The sequence below is a fragment of the Caulobacter sp. FG7 genome, from assembly GCF_057808875.1.
In genome coordinates this window covers 164612-183069 of the sequence record NZ_JBMDIW010000008.1, presented here as the reverse complement: position 1 = coordinate 183069, position 18458 = coordinate 164612, and the positions used below count along the sequence as shown (strand labels likewise).

General features: G+C 69.9%; 16 protein-coding genes. 6 read left to right on the top strand and 10 right to left on the bottom strand.

The features are described from left to right. The first annotated feature begins 422 nt into the window (after positions 1 to 422). From ACODR1_RS09150 to ACODR1_RS09140, 3 genes are all read left to right on the top strand, one after another. A complete protein-coding gene (locus ACODR1_RS09150; RefSeq protein WP_488880160.1) occupies positions 423 to 1211 on the top strand; it encodes an SGNH/GDSL hydrolase family protein in 789 nt (262 codons plus the stop codon). A gap of 92 nt (positions 1212 to 1303) precedes the next feature. After that, positions 1304 to 3091, top strand: a complete 1788-nt coding sequence (locus ACODR1_RS09145) for an ATP-binding protein (RefSeq protein ID WP_488880159.1) — start codon at positions 1304 to 1306, stop codon at positions 3089 to 3091. Positions 3092 to 3101: 10 nt separating this feature from the next. Further along, positions 3102 to 4511: a TraB/GumN family protein gene (locus ACODR1_RS09140; RefSeq protein WP_488880158.1), complete on the top strand. Its 1410-nt coding sequence runs from the start codon at positions 3102 to 3104 to the stop codon at positions 4509 to 4511. Positions 4512 to 4750: 239 nt separating this feature from the next. Here the strand turns inward: ACODR1_RS09140 and ACODR1_RS09135 are convergent, their stop codons facing one another. The 6 genes from ACODR1_RS09135 to kdpA form a co-directional block, all read right to left on the bottom strand. Beyond that, a complete protein-coding gene (locus tag ACODR1_RS09135; protein WP_488880157.1) occupies positions 4751 to 5443 on the bottom strand; it encodes a response regulator in 693 nt (230 codons plus the stop codon). A 7-nt stretch (positions 5444 to 5450) separates the two neighbouring features. Then, on the bottom strand, positions 5451 to 8159 hold the full coding sequence (locus tag ACODR1_RS09130; protein WP_488880156.1) for a DUF4118 domain-containing protein: 2709 nt from the start codon (positions 8157 to 8159) through the stop codon (positions 5451 to 5453). A gap of 3 nt (positions 8160 to 8162) precedes the next feature. Then, complete coding sequence (kdpC, locus tag ACODR1_RS09125; RefSeq protein ID WP_488880155.1) at positions 8163 to 8741, bottom strand: potassium-transporting ATPase subunit KdpC; 579 nt, start codon at positions 8739 to 8741, stop codon at positions 8163 to 8165. An 18-nt stretch (positions 8742 to 8759) separates the two neighbouring features. Then, entirely contained in the window at positions 8760 to 9545 is a 786-nt protein-coding gene (locus ACODR1_RS09120) for a transporter (RefSeq protein ID WP_488880154.1), read from the bottom strand. A gap of 132 nt (positions 9546 to 9677) precedes the next feature. Then, on the bottom strand, positions 9678 to 11750 hold the full coding sequence (gene kdpB / locus ACODR1_RS09115) for a potassium-transporting ATPase subunit KdpB (RefSeq protein WP_488880153.1): 2073 nt from the start codon (positions 11748 to 11750) through the stop codon (positions 9678 to 9680). Positions 11751 to 11766: 16 nt separating this feature from the next. Then, positions 11767 to 13479, bottom strand: coding sequence for a potassium-transporting ATPase subunit KdpA (gene kdpA / locus ACODR1_RS09110; RefSeq protein WP_488880152.1), 1713 nt, complete (start codon positions 13477 to 13479; stop codon positions 11767 to 11769). Between the two features lie 510 nt (positions 13480 to 13989). Here kdpA and ACODR1_RS09105 point away from each other — a divergent pair. Then, the gene (locus tag ACODR1_RS09105) at positions 13990 to 14118 is read left to right on the top strand and encodes a hypothetical protein (RefSeq protein WP_276308966.1); all 129 of its coding nucleotides are present in this window, start codon (positions 13990 to 13992) and stop codon (positions 14116 to 14118) included. Between the two features lie 143 nt (positions 14119 to 14261). On the opposite strand, the gene ACODR1_RS09100 is transcribed toward ACODR1_RS09105, so the two are convergent. The 3 genes from ACODR1_RS09100 to greA form a co-directional block, all read right to left on the bottom strand. Next, complete coding sequence (locus tag ACODR1_RS09100) at positions 14262 to 14825, bottom strand: HNH endonuclease (RefSeq protein WP_101714936.1); 564 nt, start codon at positions 14823 to 14825, stop codon at positions 14262 to 14264. A 164-nt stretch (positions 14826 to 14989) separates the two neighbouring features. Beyond that, complete coding sequence (locus ACODR1_RS09095; RefSeq protein WP_488880167.1) at positions 14990 to 15574, bottom strand: DNA-3-methyladenine glycosylase family protein; 585 nt, start codon at positions 15572 to 15574, stop codon at positions 14990 to 14992. A 135-nt stretch (positions 15575 to 15709) separates the two neighbouring features. Next, on the bottom strand, positions 15710 to 16189 hold the full coding sequence (gene greA / locus ACODR1_RS09090) for a transcription elongation factor GreA (RefSeq protein WP_488880151.1): 480 nt from the start codon (positions 16187 to 16189) through the stop codon (positions 15710 to 15712). 483 nt (positions 16190 to 16672) lie between these two features. Between greA and ACODR1_RS09085 the strand changes: the two genes are divergently transcribed. Further along, entirely contained in the window at positions 16673 to 17293 is a 621-nt protein-coding gene (locus ACODR1_RS09085) for a TetR/AcrR family transcriptional regulator (protein ID WP_488880150.1), read from the top strand. A gap of 13 nt (positions 17294 to 17306) precedes the next feature. Further along, positions 17307 to 18146, top strand: a complete 840-nt coding sequence (gene gluQRS / locus ACODR1_RS09080; RefSeq protein WP_488880149.1) for a tRNA glutamyl-Q(34) synthetase GluQRS — start codon at positions 17307 to 17309, stop codon at positions 18144 to 18146. On the opposite strand, the gene ACODR1_RS09075 is transcribed toward gluQRS, so the two are convergent. Then, a complete protein-coding gene (locus tag ACODR1_RS09075; protein ID WP_488880148.1) occupies positions 18143 to 18457 on the bottom strand; it encodes a winged helix-turn-helix domain-containing protein in 315 nt (104 codons plus the stop codon). The two genes, gluQRS and ACODR1_RS09075, sit on opposite strands and share 4 nt — an antisense overlap. Position 18458: the final 1 nt, after the last annotated feature.

Sequence of the window (18458 nt, the reverse complement as noted above, 5' to 3'; positions counted from 1 at the left end):
GCACGCCCCGGACACCAGGCCCACATAGCCCGTGCCAATCATCGCTACGCGCATGTCATCCCCTGCTCAATAAGAGCCCCGCCCAGCCGGCGGCACAAAAACACCGAGTGATTTTAATTCGACATTCCTTGTCGAAGCGCAATCACCAACTGATGACTATTCAAAAGAAATTTTTATGTGGCCAAAGTTTGTGCCTTGCGACGACATCGGCAACGAAAGACGCAACCAACCGTCCGGGATCGGAACGCCCTGCAAACTTGGCCATAAGGGGCATTAATCACCTTGACGACAAAAAGAGCATAGTTCGGGCAAGAATTATACTTACCTTGACCGTAGACGCGGCGCTCTATGCGGAAAATGCCGCCGGACTTATCAAACACGCATTCGAACCGCCCACCGAACATGCTTAACAGGCCCGTCCCATGAGCCCCCTCGCCGCCCATCTGCGCGACTTGAAGCGCTCGCGGTTCTTCCTGCCCGGGGTGGGAATTGGCGCGCTGCTCGGGTTTGGCCTGTCGGCCGCGTGGTTCCAGACCACCTTGCCCCAGTGGCGGCCGACGGGCAGCGCCGCGGCCCGCACCGCCGTCAGGCTGGAGACCGTCACCGGCGCGCCCATCGTCCTGAAGCGCGGCGCGGTAATCGTCTGCGAGGGCGACAGCCTGACCTACGGCTTCAAGCGCTGGGGAGAGTCGATTCCCGGCGTCAACGGCTCGCCCTCGCCGCGCAGCCCCACGCCCTATCCCGAAACCCTGCGCGGCCTGCTGGGCGACAGGGTCACGGTGGTCAATCACGGCAAGCCCGGCGACCAGACGCTGGACGGCCTGACCCGCTGGGCCCGCGCGCCGACCGGCGATCTGACCATCATCATGTACGGGGCCAACGACGCCAAGGTGCGCGGCAAGCCCGGCGCCCTGGACGTCAAGGTCTATGCCAGCCTGCTGGAGGCGCTTGTCCGCCGGCGGCTCGACGACGGCGGCCAGGTCATCGTGCTGCTGCCGCCGCCCGCCTCGGCGCGCGACACCCAAGCGAGGCTCGACCCGTTCCGCGAGGCCGCCGCTCAGGTCGCCGCCCGCACCGGGGTCAAGGCCGTCGACGCCGCCGACGCCCTGGCCGGGATCGGCGCGCCGCTGCAGTACGACGGCCTGCACCTGAACGATTCGGCCAACCTGGCGATCGCCCACGCCCTGGCCGCTCACATCCGCGTCGAATAGCCCCGCTCCGGACGCCCGCGACTCATCCTGAGGATGCTTGCGCAGGCAGCGGCGCGGACCCAGTCTCGCACGGCGAAGCTGGACGTTTTGCGATGGATGCCCTGCCGACGCCGCTTCACGCGTCCGACGGCGCCGCCCGCCTGCAAAGGCTGAACCGGCGGTTGGAGAGGCTGCGCGAACTGGCCGAGATCCAGGCCATGCTGGCCGGCGCCGAGGTGGACGGCGAAGCCTTCATGCAGATCGTCGTCGACCGCGTGCAGCACCTGCTGGGCGGCCACGGCGCCGTCGTCGAACTGGTCGACTGCGAGCACATGGTCTACCGCGCCGTCAGCGCCGGCTCCGAAGCGCACCTTGGCCTGCGCATCCCGCGCGCCGGCAGCCTGTCGGGCCTGTGCGTCGAGCAGGCCCGCATCCTGGTCTGCGAGGACAGCGAGCACGACGCCCGCGTCGATCGCGAGGCCTGCCGCCGGGTGGGCCTGCGCTCGATGCTGTGCGCGCCGCTGTTCGACGGCGACCACGCCATCGGCGTGCTCAAGGCCATGGCCGGAGAGACCCGCGCCTTCGGCTACGAGGACGTCGAACTGCTGCGCCACATGAGCCAGACCCTGGGCGCGGCGATCGCCAAGCGCGCCAGCTTCGGCGCCCTGCGCCGGCTGCTGCAGGAGCGCACCGCCGCCTTCGAGCGCGTGGAACGGCGCAATCACAAGCTGGCCCTGCTGACCGAGCAGCTGCGCGAGGCCAAGGCCGAGGCCGAAGCCGCCAACCGCGCCAAGTCCGACTTCCTGGCGGCCATGAGCCACGAGCTGCGCACGCCGCTGAACGGGCTGGTCGGCTTTTCCGAACTGCTGGCCCGCGACGACCTGACCCCGGAACGGCGGGCGGCCTATCGCGACTTCGTCCACGACGCCGCCCGCTCGCTGCTGACGATCGTCGACGACATTCTCGACCTGTCGCGGGTGGAGGCCGGCAAGCTCGACCTGCACGCCGGCGAGGTCGATCCGGTCCGCCTAGTGGAAAGCTGCGTGGCCATGGTCCGCCCGCAGGCGCAGGCCAAGGGCCTGGCGGTGACCACCAGGATCGTTGCCGGGGCCGAGCGCCGGATCGCCGGCGACGCCAACCGCCTGCGCCAGGTGCTGCTGAACCTGCTGAACAACGCGGTGAAGTTCACCGGGGCCGGCGGCGTCTCTGTCACGCTGGAGCCGGCCGGCCCGCCGGATGCGCCAGCCTTGCGCGTCTCGGTGGCCGACACCGGCATGGGCGTGGCCGCCGAGGCCCGCGAGCGGCTGTTCCAGGCCTTCGGCCAGGCCGACGCCTCGATCCATCCGCGCTATGGCGGCGCGGGTCTTGGCCTGGCGATCTGCAAGCGGCTGGTCGAGGCCATGGGCGGGACGATCGGCTTCGACAGCGTCGAGGGCGAGGGCTCGACCTTCCGGTTCGAGATCCCCGCGACGCCCGCCGATCCCGAGACGGCGCCCGAGCATGCGGCGGCCAGGACCCTTCCCTTGCGCGTCCTGGTGGTCGACGACACCCGCATCAACCGCGCCCTGGCCGAGGCCGTGCTGGGCTCGGCGGGGCACCTGGTGACCGGCGTCGGCGACGGCGCCTCCGGCGTGGCGGCGGTGCGCGACGGAAGCTTCGACGTCGTGCTGATGGACGTGCGCATGCCCGGCATGGACGGCCTTGCCGCCACCCGGGCGATCCGCGCCCTGCCCCCGCCGGCCGGCGCCGTGCCGATCCTGGCCCTGACCGCCAACGCCCTGCCCTCCGAGATCGCCGCCTGCCTCGCCGCCGGCATGGACGGCCACGTGGCCAAGCCGATCGACATCGCCGCCCTGCTGGCGAAGGTCAGCGAGGCGGCGGCGGGGCCGGTAGAGCGATAAGAGGCGTGGTTTGCTGGAAGCGCCACGGGCCAGTGCAGACGCGAACCTTGTCCAGGCATGGCCGCGTTTTGGTTGGCCGCCCCAACCGGGCCGCGATAGACCACGATCGGTTGAGTCGTTTGGTGAGGGACGCGTGCGGAGAGTTCATCGGGGTCTGTCGGGCGTCCTTCTGGCCACCCTCGGCGCTTTTGCGACCAGCACAATCGCTGGGGAGACGACGCCCTCGCCCTTCCCTTCGCGCCTCGCCCAGGCGATCACGCCTCTGGACGTCAGGCCGGACGGCCTGTCGGGCGCGGGCGCGCCCATCCTGTCGGAGGCCGTCGCCGCCAGCCGCTACGTGCTGATCGGCGAGAGCCACCACACCCGCGAGATCCCGGCCCTCACCACCCAGATCTGCCGCCTGATGGCGCCCTCCGGCCTGACCGCCATGGCCATCGAGACCGGTCCCGAAGCGGCCCGCGCCGTCGATGCCGCCATGCGAACCGAAGACCGCGAATCCCGGATCGCCGATTTCGTGCGCGCGCATCCGGACGGCGTCGCCTTCTTCAACGGACGCGATGAAGTCCGTATGGCCGGCGATTGCGCCGCCAGCGCCGGCCCGAAGTTCAAGCTCTGGGGACTGGACCAGGAGTTCCTCGGATCCAGCGGCCATCTTCTCGAGGAAATGCTGGCCTCGAAGCCTGGGCCCCTCGCCCGGGCCGCCCTTACCGATCTGGCCGCCCAGGACCGCAAAGCGACCGCCGCCGCGCTCGCATCAGGCTCGCCTTTCGACCTCTTCCTGCTCTCGGCCACGCAGGACGACCTTGATCGGGCCGCCGCCGCGGTCGCGAAGGATGGCGGGGCGCGCGTCCGCCATCTGTTTGGCCTGCTGACGGAAAGCCGCGCCATCTATCAGGCCTCGCGGTCCGGCCAGGGCGACGCCAACGGACGCCGCGCGAGGTTGATGAAGCGCACCCTCGCCGCCCATCTCGCCGAAAATCCCGACGCGCGGGTCCTGATGAAGTTCGGCGCCAACCATGCCTACAAGTCGCTCAATCCACTTAATCAGCGCGACCTCGGCGCCTATGTGGCCGAGCGCGCCGAGGGCGAAGGCGTCTCGGCTCTGCACATCGTCGTGCTCGGGGCCAGGGGCTCGGTGGCTGGCTACGGCGGCGTCGGGCGGCCCGCCGTCGTGCATTCCTTCGACATGAAGGACGACAAGGACCCGGACTGGCGCAAGGACGCCACGCTCGCGCGGGCGGCCGACGCCGCGCCGGGATCGTGGCTGCTGGTGGATCTGCGGACGCTCAGGACCAAGGCCTTGTTGGCGTCCGCACCGCCGCAATGGCGTGAACTGGCGCTTGGCTACGACATCGCCATTCTGGCCCCGACGTTCACCGCATCCAGCCTGCTGGGCGTAGAGAAACCCGCGACGCGTTGATCCCATCGCTCAAGTCCGACGCGCTCAAAGGAGATGAAAGCAAAGCCTCCAATGGGTGGATGGCCGCCCCAAACAAACCCTCTCTCTTAGAGAGAGGGATTCAGGACGGCGCCCGACTTCCCCCATGGATCGTAAAGCGAAGTTGGTTCTGGCCCCTACTTCGGACGATCAAATCGCCGCCGTGAGCAAGTATCGGTTCGGCTCATCAACATCCCGGCGGCGGCCTGAGAGCTCGCCCCTCAATCCCCGATGAAGCGATACCCCACGCCCGGCTCGGTCAGCAGGATCTTGGGATGGGCCGGGTCGGCTTCCAGCTTCTGACGCAGCTGACCGACGAACACCCGCAGGTACTGGGTGTCGTGCATGTGGGCGGGGCCCCAGACCGAGGTCAGCAGCTCCTTGTGGGTCAGCACCTTGCCGCGTCCCATCGCCAGGCGCGCCAGCACCTCGTATTCGCGCGGCGAGACCTTCACCACCGCCCCGTCGCGGGTGACCAGGCGCTTTTCGAGATCAAGCTCGACGGTCCCGGCCCGGATCGGACCGACCGGCGCCTGGGTGGCCGCCTTCTGGCGCAGGGCCACGCGCAGCCGGGCTAGCAGCTCGCCCACCCCGAACGGCTTTTCGACATAGTCGTTGGCGCCGCGGTCCAGGGCCTCGATCTTCTCGATCTCGCGGTCGCGGGCCGACAGGATCAGGATCGGGCCGTCATAGAAGGCCCGGGCCTTCTCCAGCACCTCCTTGCCGTCCATGTCGGGCAGGCCGAGGTCGAGCACCACCGCGTCGGGCGACCACAGGGCGATGCCGCGCAGGCCCTCCTGGCCGCCGTCGGCGCGCAGCGGATCATAGCCGGCCGCGTCGAGCGCGGGACCGAGGAACCGGTGGATCTGCGGCTCGTCGTCGATGACCAGGATGCGGGGGCGAAGCGCGCTCATGATCAGCTCATAGCAGATGGTGCGGGGTGGCGACGCCCTTGGGCAGGCTGATCAGCATCCGCGTGCCCTTGCCGTCGTGGATCGGGCTGGCGGCGGCGATGCGCCCACCCATGGCCTCGACAAAACCTTTTGCGATCGCAAGGCCCAGCCCCACGCCCTGGCTGGCGTTCGGCGAGCGGTCGCTGGGGTCCTGCAGGCGGCGGAACTTCTCGAACACGCGCACGAGGTCGGCCGGCGGAATGCCCCGCCCCTCGTCCTCGATGCTGATGACCACGTGGGCGCGGTCTTCGTAGGCGGCGACCTCGATCCTGGCGCCCGCGGGACTGTAGGCGATGGCGTTCTCCAGGATGTTGACCGCCACCTGCTCCAGCAGGCTGGGATCGGCCTGGACCAGGCTCAGCGTCTCGGGAAAGTCGCGCACCAGCACCCGGCCCTCGAGGCGGCGGGTCACCCGGTCGCAAGCCGCCGCCAGCACGTCGCGCACGTCGATCCAGTCGGTGTGCAGCTTCAGGCCGCCGCCCTCGATGCGGGTCATGTCCAGCAGGTTGGCGACATAGCCGTTGAGACGCTCGGCCTCCTCCTTGATCCCGAGGGCAAGGTCGGCGCGGGCCGGCGGCGACAGCTTGTCGCCGTAGTCGATCAGGGTGGTGGCCGCGCCCAGCACCGTGGTCAGCGGCGTGCGCAGGTCGTGGCTGATGGAGTTCAGCAGGGCGTTGCGGAAGCGGTCTGAGCGGCGCAGGGCCTCGGCCTCGACCGCGCCGGCCGCCAGCTCGGCGCGCTGCAAGGCGACCGCGCCCTGGTCGAGCAGGGCCAGCAGCAGGCGCTCCTCGTCCGATCCCGAGGCCAGGGCACCGGCCTCGATCCCGGCCACCCCGGCGCGAGCGCCCAGGCCCTCCAGCGGCCAGAAGGTCCAGGCGGCCTGCGGCAGGGTGCCGGTGCCGGCGCCGGCCGGCTCGCCCTTCTCCCAGGCCCAGCGGGCGGCGGCCATCGGGCCGGTCCCGAGGTCCACGAAATCCGGCGCTCCGGCCGCCGGCGCCAGTTCGCCATCGACCGGCAGGAACACCACCGCCCGCGCGCCCGAAGCGGCGGCGGCCTGCTCGGCCAGGGCCCGGGCGACGGCGTCCTTGCCCGAGGCGCCCGACAGGGTGCGGCTGGCGGCCAGCAGGCTGGTCACGCTGGCCGCGCGACGCTGCGAACCCATGGCCTGGTCGCGCACCCGCCCGGCCAGCCCGCCGGTGGCCAGAGCCACGGCCCAGAACACGATCAGGGTCAGCACGTCGGTGGGCGAGCCGATGGCCAGGCTGTAGCGCGGGGCCAGGAAGAAGTAGTTGTAGATCAGGAACGCCGCCGTCGCCGCCGCCAGGGCCGGACGCAGGCCGTGCATCACGCCGGCCGCCAGCACGGCGGCCAGGTAGATCATCCCCAGCTCCACCCGGTCGAAGGCGGTGTCCAGCGCCCAGGCCACCAGGCTGGCGGCCGCCACGAAGCCGCCGCCGGTCAGGTAGGCCGGCCAGTCGAGGCGGCGGGACCTGGGCGTCTGCGGCTCGCGCGCGCCCTCCCCGTCCGCGCCGGTGACCACGTGGATCGCCTGGCCCCGCGCCTCGCGCAGCAGGGCGGCGGCCAGCGAGCGGCCGGTCAGCTCACGCCAGCGCGAATCCCGGGATTTGCCGATGACGATCTGGGTGACGTTGTTGCGCCGGGCCCAGGCCATGACGGTGGCCACCACGTCGGTTCCGGTCAGCACGACGGTCGAGCCGCCCAGCTGCTCGGCCAGCTTCAGGGCCTCGCGGGTGCGGGCGGCGGCGGCCTCGGGCGGCGGCGGACGGTCGGGACGCTCGACATGGGCCACGGTCCACGGCGCGTCCATCATCATGTCCGACAGCCGCCGGCCAGCGCGCACCAGGCCCGGGGCCATGCCGTCGCCGCCGGCCAGGACCAGGATCCGCTCGCCCGCCGCCCACGGCCCCTCGACGCCCTTCTCGCGCATGGCCGCGACCAGCTGGTCGTCGACCGTCTGGGCCGCCCGCCGCAGGGCCAGCTCGCGCAGGGCGGTGAGGTTCTCGATCTTGAAGAAGTTCTCCGAGGCCAGGCGGGCCGTCTCGGGCACATAGACCTTGCCCGCCGCCATCCGCTCGCGCAGCTCGTCGGGCGTGATGTCGATCAGCTCGATGTCGTCCGCCCGCGCCAGCGCGCTGTCGGGCACCGTCTCGCGCTGGCGGGCGCCGGTGATGCGCAGGACGACGTCGACCAGGCTTTCCAGGTGCTGGACGTTCAGCGTGGTCCAGACGTCGATGCCGGCCGCCAGGATCTCCTCGACGTCCTGCCAGCGCTTGGGATGGCGCGAACCCGGCGCATTGGAATGGGCGTACTCGTCGACGAGCAGCAGCTTGGGCTTCCGCTCCAGCGCCGCGTCGAGGTCGAACTCCAGATAGCTGCGACTCCGGCTCTCGACCGGACGGCGGGGCAGCACGTCCAGGCCGCGCAGCAGGCTCTCGGTCTCGCGACGGCCATGGGTCTCGACCACGCCGACCAGCACGTCCTGGCCCTCGGCCTTTCGGCGGCGGGCAGCGCGCAGCATCTCGTAGGTCTTGCCCACGCCGGGCGCCATGCCCAGGAACACCTTGAGGCGCCCCCGGCGGGCCTTGTTGGCGGCCGCCAGAAGCGCCTCGGGGTCGGGGCGGCCCCTCTCGGGGTATGAAGAGGGGTCGCTCGCCAACGGCTAGCCGACCATCGGGAAGCGCGCGTCGAGCGCCCGATTGACGTCCAGCACATTGACCCGCGGCTGGCCGATGAAGCCCAGCAGCGGCGGTTTGACGGCCGCGTCGATCATGGCCAGCACCTCGCCGCGCGGCGCGTTGCGGGCGGTGGCGATGCGTCCGGCCTGCAGGCGGGCATAGGCCGGCGAGATGTCCGGATCCAGGCCCGAGCCGGACGTCGTGACCGCGTCGGCCGGAATGACCGCGCCGGGAAATTCCGCCCGCAGCGCATCGGCGTCGGCCTTTTCGCGCTCGATCAGCTTGTCGTTCAGCGGCCCCATGTTCGAGCCGCTGGAGGCGCTGGCGTCATAGCCGTTCCCCGCCGCCGACGGACGGCCGTGCAGGTAGGCGGGCTTGGCGAAGGCCTGGCCGATCAGTTCGGAGCCGACCACCTGGCCGTGGGCGTCACGGACCAGCGAGCCGTTGGCCTGCGCCGGAAACGCGGCCTGGGCCACGCCGGTGATGGCCAGCGGATAGGCCAGGCCCAGGATGATGGTGAAGAGGCCCATCGAAACGAGGGCCGGGCGAAGGTGCGAGATCATGACCTTCCAGCTCCTTTCCTAGAACCGCTTCGAGACGCCGACGTACAGCTGCGCGTCGGGGGTGTCGCGGTTCAATCCGAAATTGGCGCCGGCGTCCAGTTGCAGGGTCGGCGCGACGAGATAGGCGGCGGCGACGTCGGCCGAGACCTGGGTCACCGTGTCGGCGGGGTCGAAGTTGCTGCTGGTCCACAGCTCGCCGACCAGGGTCAGGCGATCGGTGACGGGGCGGGCCAGGTTGATGACGTTGGTCACCGCCGCGTGGCGTCCGTCGCCGTCGGCGTCGAGCAGCAGGTCCACCTGCGGCCCGAAGGTCAGGGTGGCGCCGTTCAGAGCGATGCTGATCGGCACGGCCACGCCGCCCTCCACCTCGTCGTTGCCCAGGCCCTTGGCCGCCGTCGGGATCTTCACGTAGGGCAGCAGGGCGACACTGACCTTGTCGCCGGAATGGACGCGGGTCTTGTACCGGATCCACACGTCGCCGACGCCGTCGGTCTTGTCGTCGACGCCCGGCCCCTTAACGCGGGCTTCGACATAGGGCGTCCACGAGATCTGCAGGTCGCTGCTGTCGGTCAGGCCGTACTTCAGGGTCGTGGCGGCGACGGCGGTCGTCTCGGCCTTGATCCCGCCGGCCTTCACCTGGGTCCAGTTCACCCCGTCGGCCTCGACCTGCCAGGCGCCCTTGGGGACCGGGCACGTGCTGTTGGCCTTGGTCGGACGGTCGGTGCAGATCGGGACCTCGTCCGCCCAGGCGGCGGAGGCGGCCAGGGTCGAGGCGGTGATCACGAGAAACGCGAACTTGCGCATTGGAATTCTTCGTCTTTCAGGAAGAGAGAAATCACTGGCCGCCGAGATTGGCCGCCAGGCAGACGATCCCGATCGCCACGAGGCCGAAGACCAGATCCCTGATGATCGAGCCTGGAGCGATCGGGCGTTTCATCAGGCCAGCCCCAGGGCGGAGACGGCCATGTCGATGAGCTTGATGCCCACGAACGGGGCCACGAGGCCGCCGACGCCGTAGATCAGGAGGTTGCGCGACAAGAGCTTGCCGGCGCCGATGGCGCGGTACTTCACGCCCTTCAGGGCTAGCGGGATCAGGGCGACGATCACCAGCGCGTTGAAGATCACCGCCGACAGGATCGCGCTTTGCGGGCTCGCCAGCTTCATGATGTTCAGCCCGCCGAGCGCCGGCAGGGCGACCACGAACATCGCCGGGATGATGGCGAAATACTTGGCCACGTCGTTGGCGATCGAGAAGGTGGTCAGGGCGCCGCGGGTAATCAGCATCTGCTTTCCCACCTCGACGATCTCGATGACCTTGGTCGGGTCGCTGTCGAGATCGACCATGTTGCCGGCCTCGCGGGCGGCCTGGGCGCCGGTCTGCATGGCCACGCCGACGTCCGCTTGAGCAAGCGCGGGGGCGTCGTTGGCGCCGTCGCCGCACATGGCCACCAGCCGCCCCTTGGCCTGCTCGGCCCGGATCAGCCGCAGCTTGTCCTCCGGAGTCGCTTCGGCCAGGAAGTCGTCGACCCCGGCCTCCGAGGCGATGGCCGCGGCGGTCACCGGATTGTCGCCGGTAATCATCACCGTGCGCAGGCCCATGCGGCGAAGGTCGGCGAAGCGGGCCTTCACGCCGGGCTTGACCACGTCCTTCAGGTGGATGACGCCGACCAGGGCGCCGTCCTCGCTGACCGCCAGCGGCGTGCCGCCCGAGCGGGCGATGCGGTCGACGGCGGCCATCACCTCGGCCGGGATGCGCTTGGGATCGATGGCCAGGCTGCGATAGACCGCGTCCACCGCGCCCTTGCGCCACGAGCGGCCGTCGACATCCAGGCCCGACTGGCGCGTGGTCGCGCTGAACGGGATGGCGGTCGCGCCTTCGGGAGCTTCCAGGGCCAGGCCCTGCTGGCGGCCCAGCTCGACGATCGAGCGGCCTTCCGGCGTCTCGTCGGCCAGCGAGGCCATGACCGCCGCGCGCAGGGCCGCGTCGGGGCGCACGCCGGGGGCGGCGATCACCTCGGTGGCCATGCGGTTGCCGAAGGTGATGGTGCCGGTCTTGTCGAGCAGCAGGGTGTCGACGTCGCCGGCGGCTTCCACGGCCCGGCCCGAGGTGGCTAGCACGTTGACCTTCAAGAGGCGGTCCATGCCGGCGATGCCGACGGCCGAGAGCAAGCCCCCGATGGTCGTAGGGATCAGGGTGATAAACAGGGCGCCCAGCACCAGCGGATCCAGCACCACGCCGGAGAACTTGCCCAGGCCCAGCAGGGTGACCACCGCGATCAGGAAGATCAGGGTCAGGCCGGCCAGCAGTACGGCCAGGGCGATCTCGTTGGGCGTCTTGCGACGGTCCGCGCCCTCGACCATGGCGATCATGCGGTCGAGGAAGGTCGAGCCCGGCGCGGCGGTGACCCGCACCTTGATCCAGTCGGAGACCACGGTGGTGCCGCCGGTCACCGCCGAGCGGTCGCCGCCGCTCTCGCGGATCACCGGCGCGCTTTCGCCGGTGATGGCGGCCTCGTTGACGCTGGCCATGCCCTCGACGATTTCGCCGTCGGTGGGGACCACGTCGCCGGCCTCGACCAGGACGAGCTCGCCGGGAACCAGCTTGTGGGCCGGGGTCGGGATGATCGTGCCTGCCTGCTCGTCGATGATCAGCTTGGCCTTGGTGGTGACGCGGGCGGCCCGCAGGCTGTCGGCGGCGGCCTTGCCGCGGCCCTCGGCCACGCTCTCGGCCAGGTTGGCGAACAGCACGGTGGCCCAGAGCCACAGCGAGACCTGCACGGCGAAGCCAGCCGACTGCTGGGCGGCGATGGCCGCGACGGCCGAGACCGTCGACAGCAGCGCCACGATCCAGGTCGCGAAGATCACCGGATTGCCGGTCAGCTTGCGCGGGTCGAGCTTGAGGAAGGCGTCCTTGGCCGCGCGGGCCAGGATCGGGGTCGAGAGGCCGCCGGCGAGGCTGGGGGCTTTGCGCCGCCCGCCCTCGCCTGCCTCGATGTCATAGGTTGTCATGGAAGTGCGCTTTCGATCAGCGGCTGGAGGCGACGAAGGCGAGCGCCTGGAAGTGCTCGACGATCGGTCCCAGCGCCAGAGCGGGGAAGAACTGCAGGCCGCCGAGGATCAGGATCACCCCGATCAGCAGGCCGACGAAGAGGCCGCCGTGGGTCGGCATGGCGCCGGCCGTGGGAGCGAGCTTGGGCTTGGCCGCCAGGGCCCCGGCGATGGCCAGCACCGCGACGATGGGGGCGAAGCGCCCGAACATCATCGCCAGGCCCAGGGTGGTGTTCCACCAGGGGGCGTTGGCGGTCAGGCCGCCGAAGGCCGAGCCGTTGTTGGCCGTGGTCGAGACGTAGGCGTAGAGGATCTCCGACAGGCCGTGCGGGCCGCCGTGCATCAGGCCCTTCAAGGCTTCCGGCAGGATGGCGGCGATGGCGGCGAAGCCCAGCATGAACAGCGGGATCACCAGCACGGCCAGCATGGCGAACTGGATCTCGCGGGCCTCGATCTTCTTGCCCAGGTACTCGGGCGTGCGGCCCACCATCAGGCCGGCGACGAACACCGCCAGCAGGGCCATGACGACCATGATCGCCACGCCCGAGCCGATGCCGCCGGGCAGGATCTCGCCCAGCTGCATCAGGAACATGGTGATCCCGCCGCCCAGCGGCATCAGGCTGGAATGCATGCCGTTGACCGAGCCGTTGGAGGCGCCGGTGGTCATGGCCGCCCAGGCCGCCGTCGAGGGCGCGCCGAAGCGGACCTCCTTGCCTTCCATGTTCACGCTGGCGTCGACATGCGCCGCGACCTGAGCAGGCGGGCCTTGCGTCTCGGTGACGTAGATGCCCGCCGCGCCGGCGCTCAGCAGCACCGCGGCGGCGATGACCAGGGCGCGCACGTCCTTCCTGGCCAGCACGCTGCGGCCGAAGGCGAAGAAGGCCGCCCAGCCCAGCACGTTGATCGACACCGCCGTGATCAGGTTGGTCAGCGGCGTGGGGTTCTCGAACGGGTGGGCCGAATTGACGTTGAAGATCCCGCCGCCGTTGATGCCCAGCTGCTTGACGGCCAACTGGCTGGCGGTGGCGAAGAGCGAGATCTTCTGCTCGCCGCCCTCCAGGGTATGGGCGGTGACGCCGGCGGCCAGGGTCTGGGGCACGCCCAGCGCCACGAGCACGAGCGCCACGACCACGCACAGCGGCAGCAGCACCCACAACGTCGTGCGGATCACGTCGCTCCAGAAATTGCCGACGTCCTCGCCCTTGCTGGCGATGAAGCCACGCGCCAGGGCCGCGGCGATCGCCGCGCCGGTGGCGGCCGAGACGAAGTTCTGCACCGTCAGCACCAGCATCTGGCTGAGCGTCGACATGGTGGTCTCGCCGCCATAGCTCTGCCAGTTGGTGTTGGTCACGAAGCTTGCGGCAGTGTTGAACGCCAGGTGCGGCGACAGCCCCGCAAAGCCTTGCGGGTTCAGCGGCAGCACGCCCTGCAGGCGCAGCACGCCGTAGACCAGGAAGAAGCCGACGGCGTTGAAGGCCAGCAGCGCGCCGGCATAGCCGATCCAGCTCTGGCCCTTGCGCGGGTCGATGCCGCCGGCCGCGTAGAAGAGGCGCTCGACCGGGGCCAGCACCGGATCGAGCCAGGTGCGCTCGCCGTTCCAGACGCGCGACATGTAAATGCCCAGCGGCCAGCCGATGCCGACCGCCAGGCCAAGCGTCAGGGCGATCTCCGCCCATCCTTGCCAGTTCATTTGAGGTTATCCGAGGATCGTCAGAACCGGTCCGGCCGCATCAGGGCCGTGACCATGTAGGCCGCGACGACGATCGCCCCGGCCCCCCAAAGCGCGTTCACGAACAGGGTCATGCGCGCCTCAATGCGACGGCGAACAGGCCGAAGAGCACGAACAGCCCTCCGCCCAGCGCCAGGAATGCGATGTCAGCCATGTCGGCCTCCTTCCAGGTTGGCGCGGAAGGGACCACGAAGCCGCGTAAGGGCTCTATTCGGGAGACGTATGGGCGGCATAAGGGCCGCATAAAGATCGTCGATCGGCAGGCCATGCTGCGGCGCAACACAAGATCAGCCAGAAAACTGCGCTGCCAAGCTTCACTTTAAACTAGGCCGCCAGCCTTTCGAACAAGGCGCTTTCGTGACCAGCGAGAGGCTTTGCAAGGATTATCGCCGCGCCGGCACTTTGTCCTTGTTTGCAGCGCAAAATCGGGAAACGGTGGAAGCCTTCACACATCGAACGCGTTCTTGGGTCATGTCGCCGCTGTTCCCCACCTTGGTCATCCTGGCCCTGCTGGCCCTGCTGGCCTGGCCCAGCATCGAGCCCCGCCTGCGCCGCCGCCTGCGCGGCCGCGCCAAGCGCCGCGGCTATTTCCGGGACTGAACCCAAGATCCTCCCCCCTTGGGGAGGTGGCCCGAAGGGCTGGAGGGGGACGTTCTCAGCCGCCGCAACGCCCGAAAGTCATCCCCCCGATCGCTGACGCGATCGCCTCCCCCACAGGGGGAGGTTTCTCGTGGCGCCCACCCTTACGACTCCAGCTCGATGTCCCAGTAGAGATAGTCGAGCCAGCTGGCGTGCAGGTGCCCCGGCGGGAACTTGCGGCCGCGGTCCTGGAGCTCGTGCATCGAGGGCCGGCGGGCGGTGTGGAAGGGGTGCATGCCCGCCTCGCGCGGGGTGCGCCCGCCCTTGGTCAGGTTGCAGGGCGCGCAGGCGGTGACGATGTTCTCCCAGGTGGTCCGGCCGCCGCGCGAGCGGGGGATCACGTGGTCGAAGGTCAGCTCGTCGGGCGAGCCGCAATATTGACAGCTGAAGCTGTCGCGCAGGAACAGGTTGAAGCGGGTGAAGGCCGGCGGCCGCTCCTGCGGCACGTACTGCTTCAGCGACACCACGCTGGGCAGCTTCATCTCGAAGGATGGCGAATGCACCACGTGGTCGTAGGTCGAAACCACGTCGACGCGATCGAGAAACACCGCCTTGATCACCTCCTGCCAGGGCCAGAGGGACAGCGGATAATAGCTCAGGGGCCGATAGTCGGCGTTGAGCACGAGCGCCGGCATGCCGGACGGGGGACGGGTCAGCACCTGCATCAGGGCCTCCCGCTCACGGGACCGACAAGGTCCCTAAGGGGCTGGTACGCGGTCGGACTGAAGACGGGCCTCCTTCCTACGCAAATCAGGGAATCGCCATTCACTCCCGGACGCACAGAAAGGATGATCCCAATCGGCGACAGAACCAAGACGAAGCTTGCGAAAGTTCAGTCTCGGCGCTGGAGATTGATCTCCCCGCGCCGAACGCCGCCATAGCAGGCCCAGAGAAGATGGGCCGCCACGCCGCGATAGGGCTTCCAGGCCTCGGCGCGAACGTAAGCCGCCTTCTCGCTCGGACGCGCCTCGTGGCCGTCGGCCCAGCGCATCGCCTCCTGCAGGGCGATGTCGCCGCCGGGAAAGACGTCGATGCGCCCCTCGCAGAACATCAGGAAAGTTTCGGCGGTCCAGCGCCCGATCCCCTTGATGGCGACCAGGGCCGCGACGGCCTCGGCGTCGGGCATGGCCTTCAAGGCGTCGAAGTCGCAGGCGCCGGAGAGATGCGCGCCGGCGATCTCGCGCAGATAGCGCACCTTGGGTCGCGACAGGCCAAGCCCCTGCAAGGCCGGATCGTCCAGCGCCATGACCGCCTGCGGCGTCAGATCCGGCAGGCCCGCCTGCACCCGCGCCCAGATGGCGGCGGCGGCGGCCACCGAGATCTGCTGCTCGACGATCATCCGGGCCAGGCCGGGAAAGCCGCCGGGCCGCAGGCGCCACTCGAAGACGGGGGTCACCGCCTCGAGGCGGGCGAACATCGGATCGGCGGCGGCCAGGTGGGCGCGCGCGGCCGCGATCAGGTCGGGGGTCGGAGCAGAAGCGGAGATCACGCCGGCGAGGAAGCCCTCGCCGGGCTTCGACGGCAACCCGAAACTTGCGGTCCCGCCGCGACCTCAGCCGATGGCGACGATCTCGACCTCGCCGCCGGCCACCGTCGCGGTGTCGCCCACGCCCTTGCCCATCAGGGCGCGGGCCAGGGGCGAGACGTAGGACACCGAACCCTTGGCCGGGTCGGCCTCGTCCTCGCCGACGATGCGGAAGGTCTGGGTGCGGCCGTCCTCGCGGTCGAAGGTCACCGCGTCGCCGAACTGCACGCTGGTGCGGCTCTCGTCGCGCTCGACCAGCTGGGCCGTAGAGCGGCGGGCCGACCAGTAGCGCAGGTCGCGGGTGGCGCGGGCCATGGCGGTGCGGTCCTCAGCCACGCCGCCGGCCGCCTGGGCGGCGGCATAGGCGGCGCGGGCGGCGGCGAACTCGTCTTCGATCATCGCCAGGCCTTCGGGCGTGACGAGATTGGGATGCTGCGAGATCGGACGATCGGGAAGGTCGGCGGCGAACGCTTCGGCGTCGCCTTCCTTGGTGAAGGCCACGCTCATCGGTGCGCTCGCGAAGACTGGAACGAGAGGATCATCGGACGAAAACCCGGCTTGTCGCGGGTCGTTCCGCCGGCTCGCCTATGGCCGAGCCAGGCCTCCAGATCAAGATTGGCGGAAACGAGGGATGGACCAGGCCACCCCGGCGGCCGCCCCCGGATCAGGCCGGGGCGGCCGCATCGGACATCCTCGTCCTTACAGCGCGATGGCCAGCACGGCGCCGGCGACGCCAATGGCGGCCACCAGGAAGTAACCGATGGCGACGCGGTCGAAGAGGCCTTCGAAGGCTTCGAAGCTACGGTTGGTCATGACACACATCCTTGCAGTTGGTGCGCGCCGACCCCCTCGGCCGGCGTGGTTCAGGGGCGGTCTCTTGATGGCCGATCCATCTGAACAACGCTTAGATAACATGGATCTTAGCGACGTCAAGATATCTTGACGCTGTTTGGATGGATTTTCCCTACGTAAGGGATAGAGTGCGCCCCGATGACTCTCGCCCAGCCCGAAGCCCGCCCCTATCACCACGGCGATCTGAGCCGCGCCCTCGTCGAGGCCGCCCGCAGGATCCTGGAGACCGAAGGCCCCGCCGCCCTGTCGCTGCGGGCCGTGGCGCGCGAAGCCGGGGTCAGCCCGGCCGCGCCCTACCACCACTTCAAGGACAAGGGGCAGCTGCTCGACGCAGTGGCCCACGAGGGCTGGGTGGCGCTCGACGCGGCCCTGATGAAGGCCCGCCAGGACAGCGACGACGACCGCCGGCGCATGACCAGCCTGGGCGTGGCCTACGTCACCTTCGCCCGCGACAATCCCGCGCTATACCGCGTGATGTACGACTGCTCGCGCGACAAGGACGCCCTTCCCGACCAGATGAAGGAGGAAGGCGCCTACTGCCAGGTGCGCAACACCATCGCCCACGCCGCCGGCGACGGCGTCTCCGAGATCGACCTCGAACTGGCCACGATCGCCGCCTGGTGCGCCGGCCACGGCCTGGCCGAGATGAGCGGCTTCAAGCAGTTCGAAAGCCTCAAGGCCCTGCTCGGCGGCGAGGAGGCCTTCCTCAAGGCCGTGTTCGACCACCTGGGCATGTTCGCCAAGTTCGATCGCGGATGACCTCGCCCCGCGAATGAGCTTCACCACCCGCTTCGCCCCCTCCCCTACCGGCTACCTGCACCGCGGCCATGCCTTCTCGGCGTTGACGGCCTTCGACGCCGCACGGCGGGCCGACGGCCGTTTCGTGCTGCGCATCGAGGACATCGACGCCACCCGCAGCCGGCCGGAATACGAGGCGGCGATCCTCAAGGACCTAGCCTGGCTCGGCCTTTCCTGGGAACAGCCGGTCCGGCGCCAGTCCGAGCACCTGGCCGACTACCACGCCGCCATCGAGACCTTGCGCGAGCGCGGCCTCGTCTATCGCTGCTTCAAGACCCGCAAGGAGCTGGACATCGGCCGCGCCCCGCACGAGCCGGCCGTCGCCTATCGCGGCGAGCCGTTGCCCCAGGCTGAAGAGGCCGAGCGCCTCTCGCGCGGCGAGGCCTTCGCCTGGCGGCTGTCGCTCGACGCGGCGCAAGCGGCGCTGGGCGGTTTCTCTGACCTCGCCTTCGTCGAGGAAGGCGCCGGCCCCGACGGCGAGACCGGCCTGATCGCCGCGCGCCCCGAGACGGCCGGCGACATCGTCCTGGCCCGCAAGGACGTCGGCGTCGCCTACCACCTGGCCGTGGTGCTGGACGACGCCCTGCAGGGGATCACCCACGTGATCCGGGGCGAGGACCTGTTCGAAGCCGCCCACATCCAGCGGCTGCTTCAGGCCCTGCTTGGCCTGCCGACGCCGACCTATCGCCACCACGGCCTGCTGGTCGGTCCCGACGGCAAGCGCTACGCCAAGCGCGACAAGGCCCAGACCCTGCGCGAGCTGCGCGCGGCCGGCATGACCCCGGATGCGCTACGCGCCGAGATTGGCCTCTAGCCCGGACCGCCGGCCTGCTCGACCAGTTGGCCAATGGCTTTCAGGTAGCCGGCGAAGGCCGCCCGCCCCGTTTCGGTCAGCCGCACGCGGGTCAGCGGCTTGCGCCCCACGAAGCTCTTGTCGATCGACACATAGCCAGCCTCCTCCAGCTTGCGCAGGTGGATCGAAAGGTTGCCCTGCGTGACCTCCAGCAGGGTCTTCAGCTCGGTGAAGTCGGCGACCTCGGCGCTGGCCAGATAGGCGACGACGCCCAGCCGCACGCGGCCGTGGATGACGTCGTCGAGCCCGCTGATGTCGAACCTTGCCGTCACG

What these genes read in the sequence shown, in the direction of transcription:
- ACODR1_RS09135 (WP_488880157.1), bottom strand. Translation starts at nt 5,443, where the DNA reads ATGAGCGCGCTTCGCCCCCGCATCCTGGTCATCGACGACGAGCCGCAG.
- ACODR1_RS09150 (WP_488880160.1), top strand. Translation starts at nt 423, where the DNA reads ATGAGCCCCCTCGCCGCCCATCTGCGCGACTTGAAGCGCTCGCGGTTC.
- greA (WP_488880151.1), bottom strand. Translation starts at nt 16,189, where the DNA reads ATGAGCGTGGCCTTCACCAAGGAAGGCGACGCCGAAGCGTTCGCCGCC.
- gluQRS (WP_488880149.1), top strand. Translation starts at nt 17,307, where the DNA reads ATGAGCTTCACCACCCGCTTCGCCCCCTCCCCTACCGGCTACCTGCAC.
- kdpC (WP_488880155.1), bottom strand. Translation starts at nt 8,741, where the DNA reads ATGATCTCGCACCTTCGCCCGGCCCTCGTTTCGATGGGCCTCTTCACC.
- ACODR1_RS09095 (WP_488880167.1), bottom strand. Translation starts at nt 15,574, where the DNA reads ATGTTCGCCCGCCTCGAGGCGGTGACCCCCGTCTTCGAGTGGCGCCTG.
- ACODR1_RS09085 (WP_488880150.1), top strand. Translation starts at nt 16,673, where the DNA reads ATGACTCTCGCCCAGCCCGAAGCCCGCCCCTATCACCACGGCGATCTG.
- kdpB (WP_488880153.1), bottom strand. Translation starts at nt 11,750, where the DNA reads ATGACAACCTATGACATCGAGGCAGGCGAGGGCGGGCGGCGCAAAGCC.
- ACODR1_RS09145 (WP_488880159.1), top strand. Translation starts at nt 1,304, where the DNA reads ATGGATGCCCTGCCGACGCCGCTTCACGCGTCCGACGGCGCCGCCCGC.
- kdpA (WP_488880152.1), bottom strand. Translation starts at nt 13,479, where the DNA reads ATGAACTGGCAAGGATGGGCGGAGATCGCCCTGACGCTTGGCCTGGCG.
- ACODR1_RS09105 (WP_276308966.1), top strand. Translation starts at nt 13,990, where the DNA reads ATGTCGCCGCTGTTCCCCACCTTGGTCATCCTGGCCCTGCTGGCCCTG.
- ACODR1_RS09120 (WP_488880154.1), bottom strand. Translation starts at nt 9,545, where the DNA reads ATGCGCAAGTTCGCGTTTCTCGTGATCACCGCCTCGACCCTGGCCGCC.